Origin of the sequence: Lentzea albidocapillata subsp. violacea, assembly GCF_900100275.1 — a bacterium.
In the GTDB taxonomy this organism is placed as follows: domain Bacteria; phylum Actinomycetota; class Actinomycetes; order Mycobacteriales; family Pseudonocardiaceae; genus Lentzea; species Lentzea violacea.
This window is the reverse complement of record NZ_FNET01000009.1, coordinates 46,309-66,607: the sequence shown is the minus strand read 5'-3', so window position 1 is coordinate 66,607 and position 20,299 is coordinate 46,309. Positions and strand designations below refer to the sequence as shown.

Sequence of the window (20,299 nt, the reverse complement as noted above, 5' to 3'; positions counted from 1 at the left end):
GTCGCGCAGAGTACCTGACCAGGTGAAACGGGTGATCCAGCTCACTGCCCCAACCGTTGGGCGCGCAACTGCGCCCGTTCAACGCGCCACACGTGCCTGGACCAGACAAAACGGGTTACACAATGACAGCCGTGTAACCAACCTCCCAAGATTGGTCTGAACCTTTTGAGGGAGGAGCCTGTTGGAAGTGAGCTGGCTCGCACTACGGTCAGTACCCGCATCCCCAACCGGTCTGGACTTTCCAGGAGGTCTCGCACCATGACGCAGTCGCCAGGCCAGGGCAACGCTCTGGACAACCTGCTCACGGAGAGCAGGACGTTCCCGCCTTCCGACGAGTTCGCGGCACAGGCGAACGCACAGCCCGCGCTGTACGAGGAGGCGAAGGCCGACCGCGAGGCGTTCTGGGCCAAGCAGGCGGAACGGCTGCACTGGGACACCCCGTGGAACCAGGTACTCGACTGGTCCGACGCTCCCTTCGCCAAGTGGTTCGTCGGCGGCAAGCTCAACGTGGCCTACAACTGCGTGGACCGCCACGTCGAGTCGGGCCACGGCGACCAGGTCGCCATCCACTGGGAGGGCGAGCCCGGTGACTCCCGCGCCATCACCTACGCCGAGCTGCAGCGCGAGGTCTCCAAGGCCGCGAACGCGTTGACGTCGCTGGGAATCGGCGCGGAGGACCGTGTCGCGATCTACATGCCGATGGTCCCCGAGGCGATCTTCGCGATGCTGGCGTGCGCCCGCGTCGGCGCGATGCACAGCGTCGTGTTCGGCGGGTTCTCCGCCGAGGCGCTGCGCACCCGCATCGAGGACTCCTCGTGCCGGCTCGTGATCACGACCGACGGCCAGTACCGCCGCGGCACCCCTGCTCCGCTCAAGCCCGCCGTGGACGAGGCCGTCGCCGCCGCGCCGTCCGTGGAGAAGGTCATCGTCGTCAAGCGCACCGACACCGAGGTCGCGTGGACCGACAAGGACGTGTGGTGGCACGAACTGGTGGACTCGCAGTCCGACCAGCACACCCCCGAGGCGTTCGACTCGGAGCACCCGCTCTTCATCCTCTACACCTCGGGCACCACGGGTAAGCCGAAGGGCATCCTGCACACGTCCGGTGGCTACCTCACGCAGGCGTCGTACACGCACAACTACGTGTTCGACCTCAAGCCGGACACCGACGTGTACTGGTGCACCGCGGACATCGGCTGGGTCACCGGCCACAGCTACATCGTCTACGGCCCGCTGTCGAACCGCGTGACGCAGGTCGTCTACGAAGGGACGCCGAACACCCCGAACGAGGGCCGGCACTGGGACATCGTGCAGAAGTACGGCGTCTCGATCTACTACACGGCGCCGACGCTGATCCGCACCTTCATGAAGTGGGGCGCGGACATCCCGGCCAAGTACGACCTCAGCTCGTTGCGCGTGCTGGGTTCGGTCGGCGAGCCGATCAACCCCGAGGCCTGGATCTGGTACCGCGAGAACGTCGGCGGCGGCAAGGCCCCGATCGTCGACACGTGGTGGCAGACCGAGACCGGCGCGATCATGATCTCGCCGCTGCCCGGTGTCATCTCGGCCAAGCCCGGTTCGGCGCAGCAGCCGCTGCCCGGCATCGGCGCGAAGGTCGTCAACGACGAGGGCGTCGAGGTTCCGGCCGGTGGCGGTGGCTACCTGGTGCTGGACGAGCCGTGGCCGTCGATGCTGCGCGGCATCTGGGGCGACGAGGAGCGCTACCGCGACACGTACTGGTCGCGCTTCGGCGAGCAGGGCTTCTACTTCGCCGGTGACGGCGCGAAGTACGACGCCGACGGCGACATCTGGCTGCTCGGCCGCGTCGACGACGTGATGAACGTGTCCGGTCACCGCATCTCGACCACCGAGGTCGAGTCGGCGCTCGTGTCGCACCCGACCGTGGCCGAGGCCGCCGTCGTCGGCGCGTCCGACGACACGACCGGCCAGGGCATCGTGGCGTTCGTGATCCTGCGCGGTGGCGCGGGTGCGGACGCCGGTGGCGCGGACGCGATCAAGGCGTTGCGCGACCACGTGGCCAAGGAGATCGGCCCGATCGCGAAGCCGCGGCAGATCATGGTCGTGCCGGAGCTGCCGAAGACGCGCTCGGGCAAGATCATGCGCCGCCTGCTGCGCGACGTGGCGGAGAACCGCGCGGTCGGCGACGTGACGACGCTGGCCGACTCGTCGGTCATGGACCTGATCTCGGCCGGTCTGCAGTCGGGCAAGTCCGAGGACTGATTTCTGCTGCAAACGTGACGGGCGTCCTCACCTGAGGGCGCCCGTTCGCGTTAAGATTCCATCTTGGTGAGCCGGGAAGTCTGGTCGGCAGGAGTATTTCGCGTACCCGCTGATCGCCCCAGGAGCCATTTTGTCGCGTAAGAAGGCCGCAGTCGCCGATTTCGCCCGTTACCTGCGCACGGAAACCGTGGGCGGCACCGTGCTGCTCATCGCCACCGCCATCGCACTGTTGTGGGCGAACTCGCCGCTCTCCCCCTCTTACTTCGGCCTGCGGGACCTCCACCTGGGACCGTTGTCGGTCGGCGACTGGGCCAAGGATGGTCTGCTGGCCATCTTCTTCTTCGTCGCCGGGCTGGAGCTCAAGCGCGAGCTCGTCGTCGGCGAACTGTCCAACGTGAAGGCCGCGATCCTGCCGATCGTCGCGGCCGTCGGCGGGATGGTCGTGCCCGCGCTGGTCGCGTTGTCGATCGGCTGGGGGCAGCCGGGGATCGAGAAGGCGTGGGCGATTCCGGTGGCGACGGACATCGCGTTCGCGCTCGGGGTGCTGGCGCTGACGGCGTCGGGGCTGCCGTCGAGCCTGCGGGTGTTCCTGCTGTCGCTGGCCGTCGTGGACGACCTGGGCGCGATCATCCTGATCGCCATCCTGTTCACCGCGAAGTTCAACCTGCTCGCGGCGGGCGCGGTCGTGCTGCTGCTGGCGCTGTACTGGTTCCTGCAGCGCAAAAGGATCACCAGTCCCTGGATCTACGTGCCGATCGCGCTGGGCACCTGGTGGTTCATGCACGAGTCGGGCATCCACGCCACGATCGCGGGCGTCGCGCTGGCGTTGCTGACGCGGGTGCGGCGCGACCCGTACGAGCAGGAGGCGCCGGCCGTGCGGCTGGAGCACCGGCTGCAGCCGTGGTCGGCCGGGGTGGCCGTGCCGGTGTTCGCGCTGTTCGCGGCGGGGGTGCCGGTGGGCGCCGAGGCGTTGGGGAAGGTCTTCGAGGACAAGATCGCGCTCGGCGTGATGGTGGGACTGGTCGTCGGCAAGGTGATCGGCATCGTGGGGGCGTCGGCGCTCGCGGTGTGGTTCAAGGCGGCGGTCTGGCCGTCCGGCGCGGGGCCGCGCGACATCGTGGCGGTGGCGACACTGGGCGGGGTCGGGTTCACCGTCAGCCTGCTGATCGCGGACCTCTCACTCGACGAGCCGGAGACCGCGAAGGCCGCCGTGCTGATCGCCTCGATGATCGCGTCGCTGCTCGCCGCGGTGTTGCTCATTCGTCGTAGCCGGGCTCATGGCACCATGTCCGAGTGACCACCAGGGAGCACATCGCGTCGATTCCGCTGACCGCAGACGACCCGACGGCCGAAGCGTCGATCGGCGGTCTTGTCCGTGATGCGACCGCCCACGTGTCGACTTTGGTCAGAGCAGAGGTCGAGCTCGCCAAGGGCGAGATCGCGGCCGAGATCAAGAAGGGCGTGAGGGGCGGCGTCTTCTTCATCGTCGCGCTGACGATCCTGTGCTTCGCTCTGTTCTTCCTGTTCATGACCCTCGGCTTTGGCTTCGCGCAGTGGTTCGGCTGGCACACCTGGGGTGGATTCGCCCTGGTGTTCGTCGTGATGGTGCTGAGCGCCATCACCTTCGCCCTGCTCGGCTACCGCAAGGTCAAGAAGATCAGGGCGCCGGAGAAGTCGATCGCGGCCGCGAAGGACACGGTCGCGGCCCTCACGCGCAGGGGCGACGACAACTGAGCCGCAAACCCGACCCGTCCGTCGTGCGGGTCGCGGGTCCGTGGACGCACCGCGACGTCTCGGCCAACGGCATCCGCCTGCACGTCGCCGAGCTCGGTGAGGGCCCGCTCGTGCTGCTGCTGCACGGATTCCCCGAGTTCTGGTGGTCGTGGCGGCACCAGCTGACCGCACTGGCCGAGGCCGGCTATCGCGCCGTGGCCGTGGACCTGCGCGGCTACGGCGACTCGGACAAACCTCCGCGCGGCTACGACGGCTTCACCCTCGCGGGTGACATCGCCGGTCTGGTCAAGGCGCTCGGCGCTCCGCGCGCGCACCTCGTGGGTCACGCGTGGGGAGGCGCAACGGCGTGGACGGTCGGCGCCATGCACCCGCGCGTGGTCTCGTCGATCTCCGTGCTGTCCGCACCGCACCCCCTGGTGACGCGCCGGACGTTCCGCAGGCATCCCCGGACGAACTCGCACGTGCTGCGCTTCCAGCTGCCGATCCACCCGGAACGCTGGCTGACCGCCGAGAACGGTCTGCAGGTAGCCAAGCTGCTGTCCGCGTGGTCCGGCCCGAAGTGGCGGTCGGCGCCCGAGTTCGACGAGGTCATCCGCCGCTGCCGCCAGGCGATGACGGTGCCGGGCGTGGCCCACAGCGCGTTGGAGTACTACCGCTGGGCGGTGCGCTCACAGCTGCGCAGCGACGGCCGCCGGTTCGCCGAGGCCGTCGACAAGCCGGTGCAGGTGCCGGTGCTGCAGATCCACGGCGCGCTGGACCCGATCGTCCTGGAGTCCTCCGCACGTGACTCGCTGCCGTGGCTCGGGCCCGAGTCGGAGTTCCGCTACCTGCCGGAGGTGGGGCACTTCCCGAACCAGGAGGCACCCCACACCACCAGCAGGCTGATCACCGAGTTCCTGCAGAAACTGAGCTGAACGCGGTCGCGAGTGCGGCAGCCGGGTCGTCCGGCAGATCCACCGACCGCCAGGCGACGTAACCGTCCGGCCTGATCAGCGACGCACCCTTGGCGGACAGCCCGAACACCTCCAGCTGCTCGATCCGTTCGTACCGGACGGCCAGGCCCGCCACGGCCTCCTCCCACTGCGGGTGGTCGGCGACGAGCACCCAGCCGCGCTGGAACAGGTCCAAAGTGGACCTGCCCGGCCCGATCCATGCGTGCGGCGCCCTGGTGCCCGGCTGGCCGTTCCACTGCTCGGGAAGCTGCGCGGGCGGGAGCTCCGGGCCCGCGCCGAGCACCGCGTCCGAGCGGTAGAGGACGCCGAAGTGCATGGCGTTGTTGTCGTACAGCGGCGCGTCGTCCGGCTCGCCGTCCCGGTTGTGGCCGTCGTTGCGCGCGAAGATCTGCTGGTGGCAGAGGGTCGCGACCGGACGCCGTTCCGCGTCGTAGGTGTCCAGGAGGGACGGTCGTGACTCGCCGTTCAGCACCGCGGCGAGCTTCCACGCGAGGTTGTGCGCGTCCTCGATGCCGACGTTCGCCCCGAACCCGCCGCGACTCGGTGGCAACGTGTGCGCGGCGTCGCCCGCCAGGAAGATCCGGCCCTGGGAGAACCGGTCGGCGACAGCCGCGCTGATCGTCCAGCGACCGGTGGTGATGATCTCGACGTCGAGGTCGTCGCGGCCGATGGCCTGGAAGATCTTCTGCCGCAGTTCCGGCTCGTCGTACTCGCGGTCGTCGAGCATGAGGACCCAGCGGCCGTCGCCGTAGGTGGTCAGGAAGCCGACGCCGTCGATGACGAACTGACCGATCCCGTCCTTCAGGTACTCCTCCAGTGGCGCGCGGAACAGCACGCTGCGGGAGGTGTGCAGGTACCCGCGGCCGGTGCGGCCGATGCCGAGCCGTTCCCGGATCGGGCTGCGGTGCCCGTCGGCCGCGATCAGGTAGTCGGCACGGATCTCGTACGGTTCGCCGTCGCCCCGCACGATCGCCGTGACGCCCTCGTCGTCCTGCGTGAACTCCAGCATCCGGGTGCTCATGCGGATGTCCGCGCCGAGTTCGCGTGCCTTGTCGCGCAGGATCGGCTCCATCCGGTCCTGGGCCACACCGACGCCCGTGGCCGGCGAGCGCTCGACGTCGGAGAGCTCGGCCGGTGGCGTCCAGAACGTCTCGTCGAACTTCTTCCCCACCAGGCTCTCGGCCCTGACCCGTCGGACGCCGAAGCCCTTCGTCATCCTGCTCGGCGGCAGCTCGTCCTCCAGCCCGGCCGCCCGCAGCAACTCGCCGACCCGAGCGTTGAAACCGACCGCTCGCGGGTGCGCCGAGCTGCCCGGATGCTTCTCCACCGACGTCACGGGCACCCCGCGCCACGCGAGGAACAACGCGGCCGACGTTCCCGCCAGGCCTCCCCCGACCACCAACACCGAAGTCTGCACGACCATCCCCTCTCAATACGGCGTATCGCTCAATACACTGTATCGGCAAGAGACGCTGTATTGTCCAGCGCGATGTCGAACGAACCCGTGTGGGACCGCCCAGAGCCGCCCGGCAAGCCGTCACCGACCCCGCTGACCAGGGAGCTGATCGTGAACGCCGCGATCAGGCTCGCCGACGGGGGCGGGCTCGACGACGTGTCGTTCCGCAAGGTCGCCGCCGCGCTGAACGCGGGCCCGATGCGCCTGTACGGCTACGTCGAGACCAAGGACGAGCTGCTGGACCTGATGGTCGACGAGGTCTACGGCGAGATCACGCCACCGCCGGCGAAGGCGGACTGGCGTTACGGGCTGAAGCACGTCGCGCACGAGATCCGGAACGCGGCGAAGCGGCACGAGTGGTTCATCGACCTGCTCGGTGGCCGTCCACACCAGGGCCCGCACTCGCTCACGCACATCGAGTCGACGCTCGCCACGGTCCGGCTCGCCGACATCGACCAGGTGCTCGGCGTGGTCAGCGCCGTGATGGCGTACGTCTTCGGCGCCGTGCGCAGCGAGATCACGGAGCTCCGCGCGGAACGGGCCACCGGCCTGACCGAGGAGCAGTGGCAACGGGCGTCCGGCCCGTACATGGCACGGATGCTCGCCACCGGGCGCTTCCCGCTGCTGGGCAGGGTCATGCACGAGTCCACCGACCGCGACCACGCCGAGGTCTTCGGCACCGGTCTCGACTACGTCCTCGACGGCATCGCCGTCAGGCACGGTCTCTAGCTCGCGCAGCCCTGGGTCGAGGCGCGTTTGGTCAGCGTCGGCGCCTTCTGCACCATCGCCTGCACCTGCTGGGCCGTCAGCACGAAGCCCGTCTCCGGGTCGTCGACCGCGGCGCCGAAGACCACGCCCATCACCCGGCCGTTCGGGTCGACCAGCGGGCCGCCGGAGTTGCCGGAGCGGACCTCGGCACGCACCGTGTAGACGTCACGCGTGACCGTCTGGGCGTCGTAGATGTCCGGGCCGCGCAGCAGCGGAATCCGCTCGCGCACCCGGGCCGGCGAGGCCTTGTACGGGCCGTCGAGCGGGTAGCCGAGCACGATGCCGTCCTCGCCCGGCTGCACCTCGTCCGAACGGAACTGCAGCGGCGTGGCCTCCAGGTCCGGCACCGCGAGCACGGCGATGTCCGTGCGCGGGTCGTAGGAGACGACCGTCGCGTCGAACTGGCCGCGGCCGACCTCGACCGTCACCTCGTTCGTGCCGGCAACAACGTGCGCGTTGGTCATCACGCGTTCCGGCGCGATGACGAAGCCGGTGCCCTCCAGTGCACGGGAGCACGACGGCGCACGGCCGCGGACCTTCAGCACGGAGGCCTTCAGCCGGTTCGCGACCGGCGAGTTCGCCAGCTGGCCGTCCGGCGGCTCGACGTCCTTGAGCGGCGTGCGGTTGAACGGGTCCATCGCCTGCGGGAAGCCCGAGACGTCGAAGAGCTTCTGCAGGTCGCCGGACAGCACGCGGGCGGCCTGCGGCATGGTCTGGTCGACCTTGCCGAGGATCACCGACTGCTTGAGCGACGAGGTGAGGTCCGGCAGGCCGACGACCGAGGTCAGCGGCAGCGCGATCATCCACGCCACGATGAAGACGACGAAGCCCTGCACGATCGCGCCCAGCGCGTTGTCCGCGCCGCGCAACGGCGACGCGTTGACCCGCGCCTTGATCGTCCGGCCGATGTACACGCCGATCGTCTCGCCGAGCGCCACGAGCAGCACCACGACGCCGACCGCGAACACGACCTTGGTGACGACGTTCTCGAACTGGGACACCAGCAGCGGAGCGATCTGTGTGCCGAGGATCAGGCCGACGAGCACGCCGACGAAGGCAGGCAGCGCGACGACCATGCCTTGCCTGGCCCCGGAGACCGCGGCGATCGCGGCAAGGCCCAGCACGAGCAGGTCAACCCAGTTCAACCCGAAACCTCCGCCTCACTGTGTAGCGCGCAACGCTAGTTCAAGGTCACGCACATCGGTCGCATCCCACGGCTGTTCCCAACCGCCGAGTGCGATCAGGCCGCTGATCAACCCCGCGGTGAAACCCCACACGAGCATGCCCGGCGCGGAGAAGGCCGCTCCGACGTAACCCGCGGGGTGACGCACCCGGAACCTGTTGGCAGGATCGGCGAGGTGCGCGACCGGCACCCGCGCGACCGCGGCGGTCTCCGCCGGGTCGACAGGCGCGACGGGGCTCGGCTGTTCCCAGTAGGCGAGCACGGGCGTGACCACGAACCCGGACACCGGCACGTACAGCTCCGGCAGCGTTGCAAGTGGTCTCACTCCTGACTCAAGTACACCTGTCTCCTCGTAAGCCTCGCGTAATGCCGTGCCCACCGGCCCGTCGTCGGTGTCGTCCGACGCGCCGCCGGGGAACGCGACCTGGCCGGGATGCGAGCCCAGCGTGTCCGAACGGCGCAGCAGCAGGATGTCGGGCCCGTGCTCCTCGGAATCGCCGAACAACATCAGCACCGACGCCTTGCGATAGGCACGCGTCGGCGGGCGGGGATCGCGCATGAACGTTCGCGCGTCGATCTCCTCGGTGGCCTTGGCCAGGCGCTGCATCCAGTGGGGTGGCTCTGTCGCCTCCGTCATCGAACCGCCTTCTCCACCTGTTCCGGTGCCGTGAAGTACGGCGGATCGGTGATCTGCCGGACCTGACCGTCCGCTGCTACGTAATACGTGGCGGGAAGCGTCATCGGCGCCTTGACTTGCTTGCGCAGCTCGTCCGCCGCGTCGTGGACCGAGGGCAGCCGCACGCCGAGCCGGGCGAGCAACTCCAGGCCGTCCGCCTCCCTGCTCTCCACGAGAACTGGGACGACCGGGACGGCACCTGGTTGCTTCGCATAGCTGTCCAGCACTGGCAGCTCCTCCTGGCACGGCTGGCACCAGGTCGCCCAGAAGTTGATCAGGAGCGGGCCCTTGAGCGCGAGAGCCGTCCGGGTGCCGTCGCCGAGGCACGTCACGGCGACGCCGCCCTCCGCCCCTGGCACGCACGGCCGGAGCTGGGCCTGCGCGCGCAACGCGGCCATGTCCTGCGTAGGGCGGGACGACGTGGGCGGCGGTCCCGGTGCTTCATCACGGGGCCACAGCGCCACGACACCCGCCACGCCGAGGACAAGCACCACGACGAGCCAGCGCGTGCGGTTGTTCACGCCCCTAGCTTCTCACCGGCCCGTACCCGCTCGGCGAGTTCGATCAGGTGTGGCTTCTCGTCGCCCTTCACGAGCTTGGCGGCCTTGTCCGGGTCTTCCGGGCCGAGGCCGTACGAGGGGCAGTCGTTCATCAGCAGGCAGGCACCGCAGGCTGGGGTTTTGGCGTGGCAGACGCGGCGGCCGTGGAAGACGATCCAGTGCGAGGCCATGGTCCAGTCGCGCTTCTCGACCAGCTCACCGATGGCGTGCTCGACCTTGACCGCGTCCTCCAGGTCGGTCCAGCCCCAGCGGCGCACGAGCCGGCCGAAGTGGGTGTCGACTGTGAGCCCGGGCACATCGAACGCGTTGCCGAGAACCACGTTGGCCGTCTTGCGTCCTACACCAGGGAGCTTGACCAGCTCCTCCAAGGTGCCCGGCACCACACCGTCGTGCTGCTCCACAAGGGCGGCACCGAGACCAAGCAGAGACGTCGCCTTGTTCCGGAAGAAACCGGTGGGGCGGAGCATCTCTTCGAGTTCCGTCCGGTCGGCACCGGCGTAGTCGGCGGCCGTCGGGTACTTCGCGAAGAGCGCGGGAGTGACCTCGTTGACCTTTTTGTCGGTGCACTGCGCGGACAGGATGACCGCCACGACGAGCTCGAGCGGCGTGGTGAAGTCCAGCTCGCAGTGCGCGTCCGGGTATCCCTGGGCCAGCACGCGCACCATCCGGCGGGCCCTGCGGGTCAGGCCGAGTCTGGTTTCCGGTTTCTTGGTTGCGGGCACTGATCCAGAGTAGTCAACACGCCGAACCCGACCCCTAGATCCGCACTCGAATCCCTCATGCGCCACACTTCGGAGCATCATGACTGCCTGGCTTGTGATCGTCGTTCCGATCGTGATCATGTTCTTCGCGCTCTTCATGGAGCGCGTCGAAGCGAAGCTCCGGCACGTTGCCGTGCAGGAGAACGAGGTCGAGGAGTTCCTGGAGTCCGCCAGGCCCGAAGAGGTCAAGGCGCTCTACGGACACGGCATCGGTCGCGCCCTCGACATGTTCCGGCTCCGTCGCCGCGGCCGCGGTGGTCCGCGCAAGCGCGTCCGCTAGATGGCCGCGTGCTGACGTCCACCCGAATGGCGTAGGCTGGCTCGCTGGGCTTCTGGATCGAGCCAGGTGGGTTGTTCCCAGTAAGACGGCGAGCCGAGCGGCGATCCACAAGTGAGCCCTTAGACTGCAACGCAGTGATCGGCGGCACGGCGCTGACTCCACCAAAGATGGTGGTAGGCGTGCCGTCGCGTCGATTAGGAGGGACGAGGTGGACGAGACCCTGGCGCGAGCGGGCATCTTCCAGGGGGTGGACCCGGCAGCCGCAGAGGCGCTGGCGACGACCCTGGAGACGGTGGAGTTCCCGCGTGGCCATGTGATCTTCGCGGAGGGTGAGCCGGGCGATCGCCTGTACATCATCCAGTCCGGCAAGGTGAAGATCGGCCGCAAGTCGCCGGACGGCCGCGAGAACCTGTTGGGGATCTTCGGGCCCTCCGACATGTTCGGCGAACTGTCCATTTTCGATCCCGGGCCCCGCACGTCGACTGCGACGACGGTGACCGAGGTGCGCGCGGTGTCCATGGACCGCCCCGCGCTCCGTCAGTGGATCACCAACAGGCCGGAGATCGCCGAGCAGTTGCTGAGGGCTCTGGCCCGCAGGCTGCGCCGGACGAACTCGATGCTGGCCGACCTGATCTTCACGGACGTGCCCGGCCGCGTCGCCAAGGCGTTGTTGCAGCTCGCGCAGCGCTTCGGCTCGCAGGAGGCCGGCCTGCTCCGCGTCACGCACGACCTGACGCAGGAGGAGATCGCGCAGTTCGTCGGCGCGTCCCGCGAGACCGTGAACAAGGCTCTGGCCGACTTCGCGCACCGCGGCTGGCTACGGCTCGAAGGCAAGAGCGTGCTGATCCTGGACCCGGAGCGCCTGGCGCGCCGAGCCCGCTAGGTCAGAACGCAAGCACCAACGCAGCGGAGCCCCGGGCACTCGACGGGGCTCCAAGCGCATTCAGGCCCCGAGCACGCGCCCAGCACGGCAGGCATCGCGAGTTCGCGGCGCAGCTCCAGCCAACACGGCAGGCATCGCGAGCACGCTGACCAGCACGGCAGGCACCGTGAGCACGCGACACAGCTCTGACCGGCACGGCAAGCATCGCGAGTTCGTGACGCAGCTTTGACCGGCACGGCAAGCATCGTGAGCTCGCGGCGGCGCTCCGACCGGGCGCGGAGTTTCGCGAGTTCGCGCTGGTCGTCCGTTCGCCTCTTCGTCTCGATTCGGCGAAGCCCAATCGGGGCGAAGCGGCGGGCGGATGGCCAGCTTCCCGGCGAACTCGCCGCCGCGCCGGAGGCGCGGCCAACAAGCACAGCGGCCAACAAACACAGAAGGACCGGGCGCCACCCCCGACGTGGCGCACCGGTCCTTCGTGTTCGCGCGGCCCATCCCCCGACGAACCACGCCTTCCAACCCTCTGGCACGCAGGCCCCGACCCTCTGGCCAGAGGTTGGTCTCGGTCGGCGAGTCAACTTTCGCATGTCGGCACCCCGACCACTCAAGCCCTTTCACCCTCAAGGACCTCGTATGTGGCCGATTCGTTGCATGTTTCACCCGGTCATCCCATTCCTGTGACCCAATCGCAACCATCGTGACCCTGCGCACCTGATCTGGTACATCCGTACCAACTTTGGCATACTGGTACACATGTCCCACTCCGCCCGTCTCTCCGACTACCGCGCTGCCCTGACGACCCCCGGCATGCGCGGCCCCGTGGTCGCGTCTCTGCTTGCCCGCCTGCCCATCGCGATGGTCGGGCTCTCGCTGCTGCTCTACGTCGAGCGCGCGACGGGGTCGTTCGCGGTCGCCGGCCTGGTCTCGGCGGCGGCGCTGACGGGTGTGGCACTCGGTTCCGTCATCCAGGGCCGGCTGATCGACCGCTTCGGCCCGACTCGTCCTCTGCTCTGGGTGACCGGGATGTTCGCCGTCTTCGTCACCGTCGCCGTGCTCGCCGTCGAGGCGGGCATGTCGGTGTTCGTGCTGGTCCCGCTGGCCCTCGGGGTCGGCGCGACCGAGCCGATGGTGGGTTCGGCGTCGCGTGCGCTGTGGGAGCGGATGGTGCCGGCCGGGCCGACGCGGATGGCGGGTTACGCCTACGAGGCGATCAGCATGGAGGTCTTCTTCATTCTCGGACCGGGTCTTGCCGGTCTGCTGCTGGCTGCGCCGTGGGCGGGCACCGGTGTCATCGTCGGCGCCGTGCTGATGGTCATCGGTGCGATGTGGTTCGCGTTCAACCCCGTTGTGCGCGCCTGGGGTCCGGTCGTGCAGGCACCGCGCCCGTTGCTCGGTGCGTTCGCGTACCCCGGCATGCGCACGGTGGCGCTGGCCGCGCTGGGCTTCGGTGTGACCATCGGCTTCGTCGAGGTGGCCGTGCCCGCGTTCGCTAAGGCCGCGGGGCACGCCTCGATGGGTGGCCTGATGCTGTCGCTGTGGTCGATCAGCTCGGTGGTCTTCGGTGTGCTCTACGGCATGCGCCCGTGGCCGCGCCCGATGCACCTGCGCCTGCCGGTGCTGCTGGGCGGCTTCGCGCTGCTGACGTTCCTGCTCGCGATCCCGTTGACGCTGATCGGCCTCGCCATCGCGTTGTTCCTGGTCGGCACGCTGATCACGCCGCAGTCGACCGCGCACTCCGCGGCGATCGAGCAGGTCACGCCGAACGGCATGGCCGCGGAGGCGTTCGGCTGGGTGATCACCTCGGTGACCGTCGGTCTCGCCATCGGGCAGGGTCTGTCCGGCCAGCTGATCGAGCACTTCGGCACGCGGCCGGCGTTCGTCGCGGCAGGCGTCGCCGGGCTGCTGATCGCGCTGGCGGTCTGGCTGCTGCGCGGCACCGTGCAGCGCGGCGTGCCCGCCGAGGTGCCGGCCCGGTCCGACATGGAACTCGCCTCGCGCTAGATCCAGTCGCTGAAGGGCTCGGTGTTCGCACCGAGCCCTTCAGTCACGCCACCGAACGCATCGGCACCACGAGATAGGTGAGCTCGACGCCGTCTTCCCCTGGCGGCGACGTCAGCACCGTCGAGCGCAGGCCGTCCTGGATCTTCAGCTCGATCCGGCGGCCGGCGAACGCCTTCAGCGCGTCCGCGAGGTAGCGGGCCTGGAACGTCCTGGTCAGCCGGTCGCCCTCGACCGTGGCCTTGACGAACTCCTCCGACTCGCCCTGCTGCGGGTCGCTGCCCTTGACCCTGATCTCCGAGTCCTCGACCTGGATGGTCACGGCCTGGTGCGGGCCGCCGTAGGGCGTGGCTCTGCGGACGGCGCGCGCCAGCGCGTCGGCGTCCACGAGCACCGTGCTGTCGATGACTGCCTCCAGGAGTCGGCGCGCGCGGTCGTCCGGGAACGGAGCGGCCAAGAGCGCGGTGGAGATCGAGTTGTTGCCCCAGGCGAGGCCGATGCGGTCTTCATTCGCGTGCAGGGCGACCTTGTTCGTCGCTTGCCGGGCCGCCTCGACGATGGCCTTCGCAGGTACCAACAGGTCGAGTTGACCTTGTTGTTCCCACGGCAGTGTGGCGTAGGCCATGCGATAGCGGTCTGTGGCCATGAAGTGCAGCCTGTGGGCGTCCGACTGGATCCGGATGCCGGTGAAGATCGGTAACGCGTCGTCCTTGCTCGCCGCGCCCGCCACGGCCGCGATGATCCGGAGCTTGGCCGCGTCGAGGTGCCCCTGGAGCTCCGGCAGCACCGGGACACCGGGGTGGTGGGCGAGGTCGAGCAACGGGAGCGCGAACCTCGACGTGGGCGTGCGGATTGCCAGCCGCTGCCCCTCGACCTTGAGCCTCACCTGCGGCTCGTCGAGCGCCTGCAGGGTCGCGGCCAGCGGCTTCGCGGGCACGAGCACCTCGCCCTCGGTGTGCACCGTCGCGTAGACGCTCAGGCGCACGCCGTGCTCCTGGTCGCTGCCCGCGACCTCCACGTCGGTGCCGGCCTTCAGCCGAAGCCCGGCCAGCACCGGGTCGAGCACACGGGTCGGCAGCAGCCGCGCCACCTCCGCGGCGGCACCGGCGAGCTCGGCTGTGGTGACGGTGAGGTCCATGCTTCTGGACGCTAGCGGACACCCCTGACAATTTCGGGCGCCCCGGTGACCTCAGGCACCCGCCTTGCGGCGCGCCAGGTCGATGATCCGCTGCAGGTGCAGCCCGCGCCGCACGTCGCATTCGTGCGTGGTGGTACCGCTGTCCACCATCGCCACGAAGTCGTCGAGCAGGTTCGTGAAGCACTCCAGCGCGGGCGTGTCCCGGTTCGTCAGGGTGCGGTGGCCCTCGGTACCGAAGACGGTGAAGTCCGCGAACGGTGGCTGCATCGGCAGCGAGAGGCAGAGCGAGACGGTGCTGGTGGCGCCGCCTGAGTGCTGGAGGATCAGCTGCCACAGGCCGGTGTCCGTGACGTTCGCGGCCAGGACGTCGGTGATCTCGCCCAGGGCGGCGTCGAGCAGGTCGAACGCGTGCGGGCCCACGTCGTCCAAGGCGCCCTTGTCGTGCCGCCACGGGGAGTCCGAGAACGGGCCGTCGAGCAGTGCGCCGGAGATCCAGCGGCTGTCGGCTCCGGTCCAGCCGCCGGTGCGGTGCAGCTGGGCCAGCATCTGCTTGGTCTCGGGGGCGTAGCGGCGGGTCAGCACGACCAGGGACGCGACGCCGGCCTCCTCCACGGCCGCCACGAGCTCCGTCGCCACCTCGGCGTTCTCCGCGATCGGCTTCTCCAGGACGAGGTGCTTGCCCGCACGCGCCGCCTCGATCGCCATCGGGCCCTGCACGCCCGGCGGCACGCAGAACGCCACGGCGTCCACAGTGGACAGCATCGCCGCGTAGTCCTCGAACGGTTCCGCGCCGAAGGAGCCGGCCAGCGAAGCGGCCGCTTCCGGACGGCGCGCCCACACGCCGGTCAGCGTGGTGCCGGGGTGGTTCGCGATTCCGGGGCCGTGGATCATCTGGGCCCACGGGCCCGCACCGACAAGTCCTACGCGCAGCTGTTCGTCCACTCGCACATCCTGCCTCAGGAGTAACTGGCCTTGGGGACGAAGATCTCGCCGCCGTTGGCGAACTTCAGGCGCACGCCGTCCTCGGCGGGCTCACGCTTCGGCTCGTGGCCCCAGCCACCGGGCACCGTCACCACGTAGCCGCGATCCGCCGACGGACCGAGCCAGATCTCGTAGTGGGTGCCGCCGACGACCCGTTCGATCTTCTTCACGTACATGCCCGGCGCGGTGGAGGTCGGCTCGACGCTGGTCATGGTCGTACTGTCCGGCACGAACATCACCACGCCCGCCACCGCGGTGAGGCCTGTGCCCATCACCGCGCCCAGCAGGAACAGCAGGACCTTCACCAGGCAGCCGGAGACGTTCGTCGCCATCACACCATCCTCGAGTAAGCGCGGTCGTACGCTCGGAGGATGCCCGACGACATGACCTTGCCGGGAAACCTGGTACCCGCAACGCCGGTTTCCCAACCCGCCGAGGCACGGGACGCCGTCACCGTGGTGCTGCTGCGCGACGGCGCCGAGGGCCTCGAGGCCTTCCTGCTGCGCCGCGTGAAGGGCATGGCGTTCGCGGGCGGCATGACCGTCTTCCCCGGCGGTGGTGTGGATCAACGCGACGCCGACACGTCCGTCGCGTGGACCGGTCCGCCGCCGGAGTGGTGGGGCGAGATCTTCGACGTCGACGCGGCGACGGCCCGTGCGTTCGTGTGCGCGGCCGTGCGCGAGATGTTCGAGGAGTCCGGCGTGCTGCTCGCGGGCCCCGACGCCACCTCGGTCGTCGCGGACACGAGGGACTACGCACAGGCCCGGCAGCAACTGGTCGACCGCGAGCTCTCCCTCGCGCAGTTCCTCGCGGCGAACAACCTCGTCCTGCGCGCGGATCTCCTGCGGCCGTGGGCGAACTGGGTGACCCCGTACGACGAACCCCGCCGCTACGACACCCGTTTCTTCGTCGCCGCGCTGCCGTCGGGGCAGAAGGCCGACGGCGAGACGACCGAGGCCTCGGACGCGACCTGGCAGACGCCCGCGGCCGCCGTCCAGGACGCGCAGGAGGGCCGCCGCATGCTCATGCCGCCCACCTGGCGCACCCTCGAAGAGGTGGGCGCTCTCGGCAGCGTCGAGAAGGTCATGGCCGAGGAACGCAGCGTCGAGAAGATCATCCCCAAGCTGATCCGCGACGGCGACGTCATCCGGGTGGTGTTCCCGTGAGCGGCTCCCCGCTGATCGGCGCCCGCGCACAGCACCCGCGGTACGGCGAGCTCCGCCAGGTCACCGAGCACGCCGCCGTGCTGCTGGCCGGCAATCCGTCTCCGATGACGCTCGACGGCACGAACACGTGGCTGCTCAAGGCCCCGGACGCGACGTCGTACGTGGTCGTCGACCCCGGCCCGCTCGACGACGCCCACCTCAGGCGCATCGCGGAGATCGGCCCGATCGCCGAGATCCTGCTGACCCACGGGCATCCCGACCACTCGGAGGGCGCGCGGGAGTTCGCGGAACTCGTGAAGGCACCGGTGCGCGCGCTCGACCCGACGTTCACCTACGGATCAGAGGGCCTCACCGACGGCGACGTGATCTCCAGCGCGGGCCTGGAGCTCCGCGTCCTGGGCACGCCCGGCCACACCAGCGACTCGCTGTGCTTCGTGATCGACGGCGAGGCGGTGCTGACCGGTGACACCGTCCTGGGCCGCGGCACGACGATCGTCGCCCATCCGGACGGCAGGCTCGGCGACTACTTCGAGTCGCTCAAGCTGCTCGCCGAACTGCCGGAGAACACCGCTGTCCTGCCCGGCCACGGTCCCGAGCTCGCGGACGCGGGCGAAGCGGCCCGGATGTACCTCGCGCACCGCACGCAACGCCTGGAGCAGGTCCGCAAGGCCGTTCACGCACTCGGCGGCGCACCGACCCCGCGCCAGGTCGTCGAGGTCGTCTACGCGGACGTCGACAGGGTGCTGTGGCCCGCCGCCGAGTGGTCGGTGCGGGCCCAGCTGGAGTACCTGCGGACCGGTTACTGAGGCTGGTGGCCGTTGTTCGAGGCCCCGAACGCCGACTGACGCGACGAGGACCGGTCGATCTGCCAGCGACCGCTGTCGGTGGCCGGTGACCCGGTCTGCTCCCGTTGCGCCAGCTCCTCGTGCAGCTGCTGCAACAGGGCCCGCTCGCGCTCACTGAGGTTCGCGTCCACCGAGGACGGCTCGGCGGGCTCGGCCAGAGCCGCCTGCAGGGCCGCAAGCTCGTCGGGCTTGAGCTCGGTGGTGATCTCGGCCCGGTTGATCGGCATGGGCTCGGGAAGCGTCTCGATCTCGGGCTCCACGGAGGCCATCGGGATGCGCTTCACGGGCTTGGGCGGGAAGGGCTGCGAACCCTCCATCGCCGGAGGTGCGGAACGAGTGCGTCGTGAGCCGGTCTCTTCCAGTTGCTCCGGCGCCGGTGTCGGCTCGGCCACCGGCGCCGGAGCGGGAAGCTCCTCGGCGGGCTGGTCGAACCAGGCTTGCTGCTGCTGCGAGACGTGGTCGGCCATCGAGGCCGGGGCACCGGAGATCGGCACCGCGAGAGACGACGTCACGGCGGCGGCGTGGTACTCGCTGACCTGCACACCGGTCGTCAGGACCTCGACGGCGGCACGGACGCCCGCCTTGCGCAGCACCGAGTCGATCCGGTAGGCGGTCGCGGGCGCGAAGCCCTGCGGACCGATGTCCACCAGCACCACGCGCTGCGGTAACGGGCCCGGCGTGGAGCCCGTCGGCGAGGAACGCCAGACGCACCGCACCGAGCGGATGTCCGGCAGCACCGACACCGCACGGGTCAGGTCGCCGGCGATGTCCGAGGCCGGGTCGGTCTCGGAGGTGAAGCGGTGCCTGACGAACGGCAGCATCTCGACCACCGGCAGGCGGTCGGTCAGCGACGCGTCCGAGCGGACCTCGTGGAGGATCCACGTGATGGAGGCGCGCTCGTCGGGCAGCACCGGGATGCTGCCCGCGACGAGCGTGCCGACGAGCAGCTCGATCGAGCGGTCCAGTTCTCCGACCGCGAGGAACTCGCGGGCCTGCGACAGAGCGGCGTCGTCCACGCGCCCCGCCATCGACAACAGGAGATCGTGGAGACGGACCGGCAGGCCGACACCGTCGTTCGTCACGGCAACTCTCCTTAGCTGAGCACCAGGTGCTCATCGGACTCGGCGCCGGAGCACACCAGCTCGGATGCCGCCAACGCCGCCCGGTGATAGGGCGGAAGGTCCATTCCGGACGACATGACCTCTACGCACGGGTCGTGCTCGCCCAACGCTCGCAGAACGCGCTGCAACTCACCGGTCAGCCGGGCGTGGCCGGTCGTGGCCGCCACCAGCAGGACGCGGTTGATCCCGGAGGGACCGATGCGCCAGCAGGAGCGAACCTCACCGACCCCGTGCCGGCCTCGCAGCGTGGCACCGAGAACGACGGTCGCGGAATCACCCATCAGCACCCGATCGGGTGATTCCGGGGAGAAGGTGTAGTCGGTGGCGGGCAGTTCGTCCAGTCCCTTGACCGAACTGAGCGCACCGGGTTCCGCCCCGTAGGGCACCAGCGCGTCCTGCAAAAGGCGCAGTTCGTGATCGGTCAGAGGGATGCGTCCGTGCAGAAGGGTGCGCGGCAGCGACCGCGCGAGCACCGCGTACGCGTCCGAGGCGGCCCAGTCCCGGTACCGCCACAGCAGCTCGTCCGGGAGGCGCCCGGCGAGCCGCAGCAGCAGTTCGTGGCACGTGTCCGACATGTCACACCCTTCAGCAGAACCCGTAACCCGAACCGGGAACTCAGACCTCGACGATCAGTTCGATCTCCACCGGAGCGCCGATCGGCAGCTCGGCCACGCCCACGGCGGAGCGGGCGTGCTTGCCCTCGTCACCGAAGATCTCGCCGAGCAGCTCGGAGGCGCCGTTGATGACACCCGGCTGACCGGTGAAGCCCTCGGCGGAGGCCACGAACCCGACAACTTTCACGACTCGCTTGATCGAGTCAATCCCCACGAGCGCGTGCACCGCCGCGAGAGCGTTGAGGATGCACGTCGCCGAGTACTGCTTGGCCTCCTCCGGGGAGACCTCGGCACCGACCTTGCCGGTGGCGGGCAGCTTGCCGTCGACGAACGGCAGCTGGCCGGACGTGAACACCCACTGGCCGCTCTGCGTGGCGGGCACGTACGCGGCGAGCGGGGCGGCAACGCCGGGCAGCTCGATGCCGAGTTCCTTGAGGCGGTTGCTCCAGGTGGTCACGCCTTCACCCGCTTCAGGTACGCGACGTGCTGCTCGCCGGTCGGATTCGTCAGCACGGTGACCAGTTCCCAGCCGTCCTCGCCCCACTGGTCGAGGATCTGCTTCGTGGCGTGGATCAACAACGGCACGGTCGCGTACTCCCACTTCGTCATGCGCGGAGCCTAACTTGCCACCCGAGCGGAGCCTGCGCGGTTGGTGCGGTTGGAGCTACCTTGATCACATGGAGACCTGGCGGATCATCGCCACCGGCCTGTTCGCGGTGGGTGGACTGGTGATGGTGCTCGTCGCCATGGCGCAGGTGCGTGATCGCAAGCACAGCCAGCGCGTCGCGGTGGTCCAGGCCGGACTGATCGGACTGGTGGTCGTGGTCGTCATCACGGCCAGCATCGCGCTGTGGCTGCCCTCGGTCGTGGCCTGGGCCTTGGTCGCCGCCACCGCCATGGCCGTTCTCTTCCTCACCATGGTCGATTGACCGACCGGTCCACCT

At 69.4% G+C, this 20,299-nt stretch carries 23 protein-coding genes; 11 read left to right on the top strand and 12 right to left on the bottom strand.

What is annotated here, in order from left to right; all coding sequences use genetic code 11:
* Positions 1 to 258 precede the first annotated feature (258 nt).
* From acs to BLR21_RS20925, 4 genes are all read left to right on the top strand, one after another.
* Positions 259 to 2,241 carry an acetate--CoA ligase gene (acs, locus tag BLR21_RS20940; protein ID WP_090007515.1) on the top strand — a complete coding sequence of 661 codons (1,983 nt, stop codon included), beginning with the start codon at positions 259 to 261 and terminating at the stop codon, positions 2,239 to 2,241.
* A 130-nt stretch (positions 2,242 to 2,371) separates the two neighbouring features.
* Complete coding sequence (gene nhaA, locus BLR21_RS20935) at positions 2,372 to 3,538, top strand: Na+/H+ antiporter NhaA (RefSeq protein ID WP_090007514.1); 1,167 nt, start codon at positions 2,372 to 2,374, stop codon at positions 3,536 to 3,538.
* Complete coding sequence (locus tag BLR21_RS20930; protein ID WP_218130916.1) at positions 3,535 to 3,975, top strand: phage holin family protein; 441 nt, start codon at positions 3,535 to 3,537, stop codon at positions 3,973 to 3,975. The genes nhaA and BLR21_RS20930 overlap by 4 nt, the downstream gene beginning before the upstream one ends.
* A complete protein-coding gene (locus BLR21_RS20925; RefSeq protein ID WP_030477581.1) occupies positions 3,972 to 4,889 on the top strand; it encodes an alpha/beta fold hydrolase in 918 nt (305 codons plus the stop codon). The genes BLR21_RS20930 and BLR21_RS20925 overlap by 4 nt, the downstream gene beginning before the upstream one ends.
* On the opposite strand, the gene BLR21_RS20920 is transcribed toward BLR21_RS20925, so the two are convergent.
* Entirely contained in the window at positions 4,861 to 6,345 is a 1,485-nt protein-coding gene (locus tag BLR21_RS20920; RefSeq protein ID WP_256334830.1) for an FAD-dependent monooxygenase, read from the bottom strand. The two genes, BLR21_RS20925 and BLR21_RS20920, sit on opposite strands and share 29 nt — an antisense overlap.
* 72 nt (positions 6,346 to 6,417) lie before the next feature.
* Between BLR21_RS20920 and BLR21_RS20915 the strand changes: the two genes are divergently transcribed.
* Positions 6,418 to 7,113 (top strand): TetR/AcrR family transcriptional regulator, encoded by a 696-nt coding sequence (locus BLR21_RS20915; protein ID WP_090007512.1) that lies wholly within the window; start codon positions 6,418 to 6,420, stop codon positions 7,111 to 7,113.
* Here BLR21_RS20915 and BLR21_RS20910 read toward each other — a convergent pair.
* From BLR21_RS20910 to nth, 4 genes are read right to left on the bottom strand one after another with little or no spacing between them, the layout of a single operon-like run.
* Positions 7,110 to 8,297 (bottom strand): MarP family serine protease, encoded by a 1,188-nt coding sequence (locus BLR21_RS20910; RefSeq protein WP_090007511.1) that lies wholly within the window; start codon positions 8,295 to 8,297, stop codon positions 7,110 to 7,112. The genes BLR21_RS20915 and BLR21_RS20910 overlap by 4 nt on opposite strands.
* A 15-nt stretch (positions 8,298 to 8,312) precedes the next feature.
* Positions 8,313 to 8,972 (bottom strand): NUDIX hydrolase, encoded by a 660-nt coding sequence (locus BLR21_RS20905; protein ID WP_090007510.1) that lies wholly within the window; start codon positions 8,970 to 8,972, stop codon positions 8,313 to 8,315.
* Positions 8,969 to 9,532 (bottom strand): TlpA family protein disulfide reductase, encoded by a 564-nt coding sequence (locus BLR21_RS20900; protein ID WP_090007509.1) that lies wholly within the window; start codon positions 9,530 to 9,532, stop codon positions 8,969 to 8,971. Before BLR21_RS20900 ends, BLR21_RS20905 begins: the two co-directional genes overlap by 4 nt.
* Positions 9,529 to 10,236, bottom strand: coding sequence for an endonuclease III (gene nth / locus BLR21_RS20895; RefSeq protein WP_256334855.1), 708 nt, complete (start codon positions 10,234 to 10,236; stop codon positions 9,529 to 9,531). The genes BLR21_RS20900 and nth overlap by 4 nt, the downstream gene beginning before the upstream one ends.
* 136 nt (positions 10,237 to 10,372) lie before the next feature.
* Here nth and BLR21_RS20890 point away from each other — a divergent pair, with 136 nt between their 5' ends.
* The 3 genes from BLR21_RS20890 to BLR21_RS20880 all read left to right on the top strand — a co-directional run bounded on the left by BLR21_RS20890 (position 10,373) and on the right by BLR21_RS20880 (position 13,493).
* On the top strand, positions 10,373 to 10,612 hold the full coding sequence (locus BLR21_RS20890) for a hypothetical protein (RefSeq protein ID WP_089908116.1): 240 nt from the start codon (positions 10,373 to 10,375) through the stop codon (positions 10,610 to 10,612).
* 208 nt (positions 10,613 to 10,820) lie between these two features.
* The gene (locus tag BLR21_RS20885) at positions 10,821 to 11,495 is read left to right on the top strand and encodes a Crp/Fnr family transcriptional regulator (RefSeq protein WP_030477589.1); all 675 of its coding nucleotides are present in this window, start codon (positions 10,821 to 10,823) and stop codon (positions 11,493 to 11,495) included.
* Between the two features lie 750 nt (positions 11,496 to 12,245).
* Positions 12,246 to 13,493 carry an MFS transporter gene (locus BLR21_RS20880; RefSeq protein WP_090007508.1) on the top strand — a complete coding sequence of 416 codons (1,248 nt, stop codon included), beginning with the start codon at positions 12,246 to 12,248 and terminating at the stop codon, positions 13,491 to 13,493.
* Between the two features lie 43 nt (positions 13,494 to 13,536).
* Here BLR21_RS20880 and dnaN read toward each other — a convergent pair whose 3' ends face one another.
* From dnaN to BLR21_RS20865, 3 genes are read right to left on the bottom strand one after another with little or no spacing between them, the layout of a single operon-like run.
* Entirely contained in the window at positions 13,537 to 14,628 is a 1,092-nt protein-coding gene (gene dnaN / locus BLR21_RS20875; RefSeq protein ID WP_090007507.1) for a DNA polymerase III subunit beta, read from the bottom strand.
* A gap of 51 nt (positions 14,629 to 14,679) precedes the next feature.
* Positions 14,680 to 15,570 (bottom strand): Gfo/Idh/MocA family protein, encoded by an 891-nt coding sequence (locus BLR21_RS20870; RefSeq protein ID WP_090007506.1) that lies wholly within the window; start codon positions 15,568 to 15,570, stop codon positions 14,680 to 14,682.
* A 14-nt stretch (positions 15,571 to 15,584) separates the two neighbouring features.
* Positions 15,585 to 15,941 carry a hypothetical protein gene (locus BLR21_RS20865; protein ID WP_090007505.1) on the bottom strand — a complete coding sequence of 119 codons (357 nt, stop codon included), beginning with the start codon at positions 15,939 to 15,941 and terminating at the stop codon, positions 15,585 to 15,587.
* 39 nt (positions 15,942 to 15,980) lie between these two features.
* On the opposite strand from BLR21_RS20865, the gene BLR21_RS20860 reads away from it, so the two are divergent.
* Together BLR21_RS20860 and BLR21_RS20855 are read left to right on the top strand one after the other, a co-directional pair.
* Entirely contained in the window at positions 15,981 to 16,775 is a 795-nt protein-coding gene (locus BLR21_RS20860; protein WP_090007504.1) for an NUDIX hydrolase, read from the top strand.
* Positions 16,772 to 17,581 carry an MBL fold metallo-hydrolase gene (locus BLR21_RS20855; RefSeq protein WP_256334829.1) on the top strand — a complete coding sequence of 270 codons (810 nt, stop codon included), beginning with the start codon at positions 16,772 to 16,774 and terminating at the stop codon, positions 17,579 to 17,581. The genes BLR21_RS20860 and BLR21_RS20855 overlap by 4 nt, the downstream gene beginning before the upstream one ends.
* On the opposite strand, the gene BLR21_RS20850 is transcribed toward BLR21_RS20855, so the two are convergent.
* The 4 genes from BLR21_RS20850 to BLR21_RS20835 are packed head-to-tail and all read right to left on the bottom strand — an operon-like array spanning position 17,575 to position 19,964.
* Positions 17,575 to 18,702: a hypothetical protein gene (locus BLR21_RS20850; RefSeq protein ID WP_090007503.1), complete on the bottom strand. Its 1,128-nt coding sequence runs from the start codon at positions 18,700 to 18,702 to the stop codon at positions 17,575 to 17,577. The genes BLR21_RS20855 and BLR21_RS20850 overlap by 7 nt on opposite strands.
* 11 nt (positions 18,703 to 18,713) lie before the next feature.
* Positions 18,714 to 19,316 (bottom strand): hypothetical protein, encoded by a 603-nt coding sequence (locus tag BLR21_RS20845; protein WP_090007502.1) that lies wholly within the window; start codon positions 19,314 to 19,316, stop codon positions 18,714 to 18,716.
* Positions 19,317 to 19,356: 40 nt separating this feature from the next.
* Complete coding sequence (locus BLR21_RS20840; RefSeq protein WP_030477598.1) at positions 19,357 to 19,812, bottom strand: RidA family protein; 456 nt, start codon at positions 19,810 to 19,812, stop codon at positions 19,357 to 19,359.
* Positions 19,809 to 19,964: a Sp36 family protein gene (locus BLR21_RS20835; protein ID WP_086668176.1), complete on the bottom strand. Its 156-nt coding sequence runs from the start codon at positions 19,962 to 19,964 to the stop codon at positions 19,809 to 19,811. Before BLR21_RS20835 ends, BLR21_RS20840 begins: the two co-directional genes overlap by 4 nt.
* Positions 19,965 to 20,032: 68 nt before the next feature.
* Between BLR21_RS20835 and BLR21_RS20830 the strand changes: the two genes are divergently transcribed.
* A complete protein-coding gene (locus BLR21_RS20830) occupies positions 20,033 to 20,284 on the top strand; it encodes a hypothetical protein (RefSeq protein ID WP_090007501.1) in 252 nt (83 codons plus the stop codon).
* Positions 20,285 to 20,299: the final 15 nt, after the last annotated feature.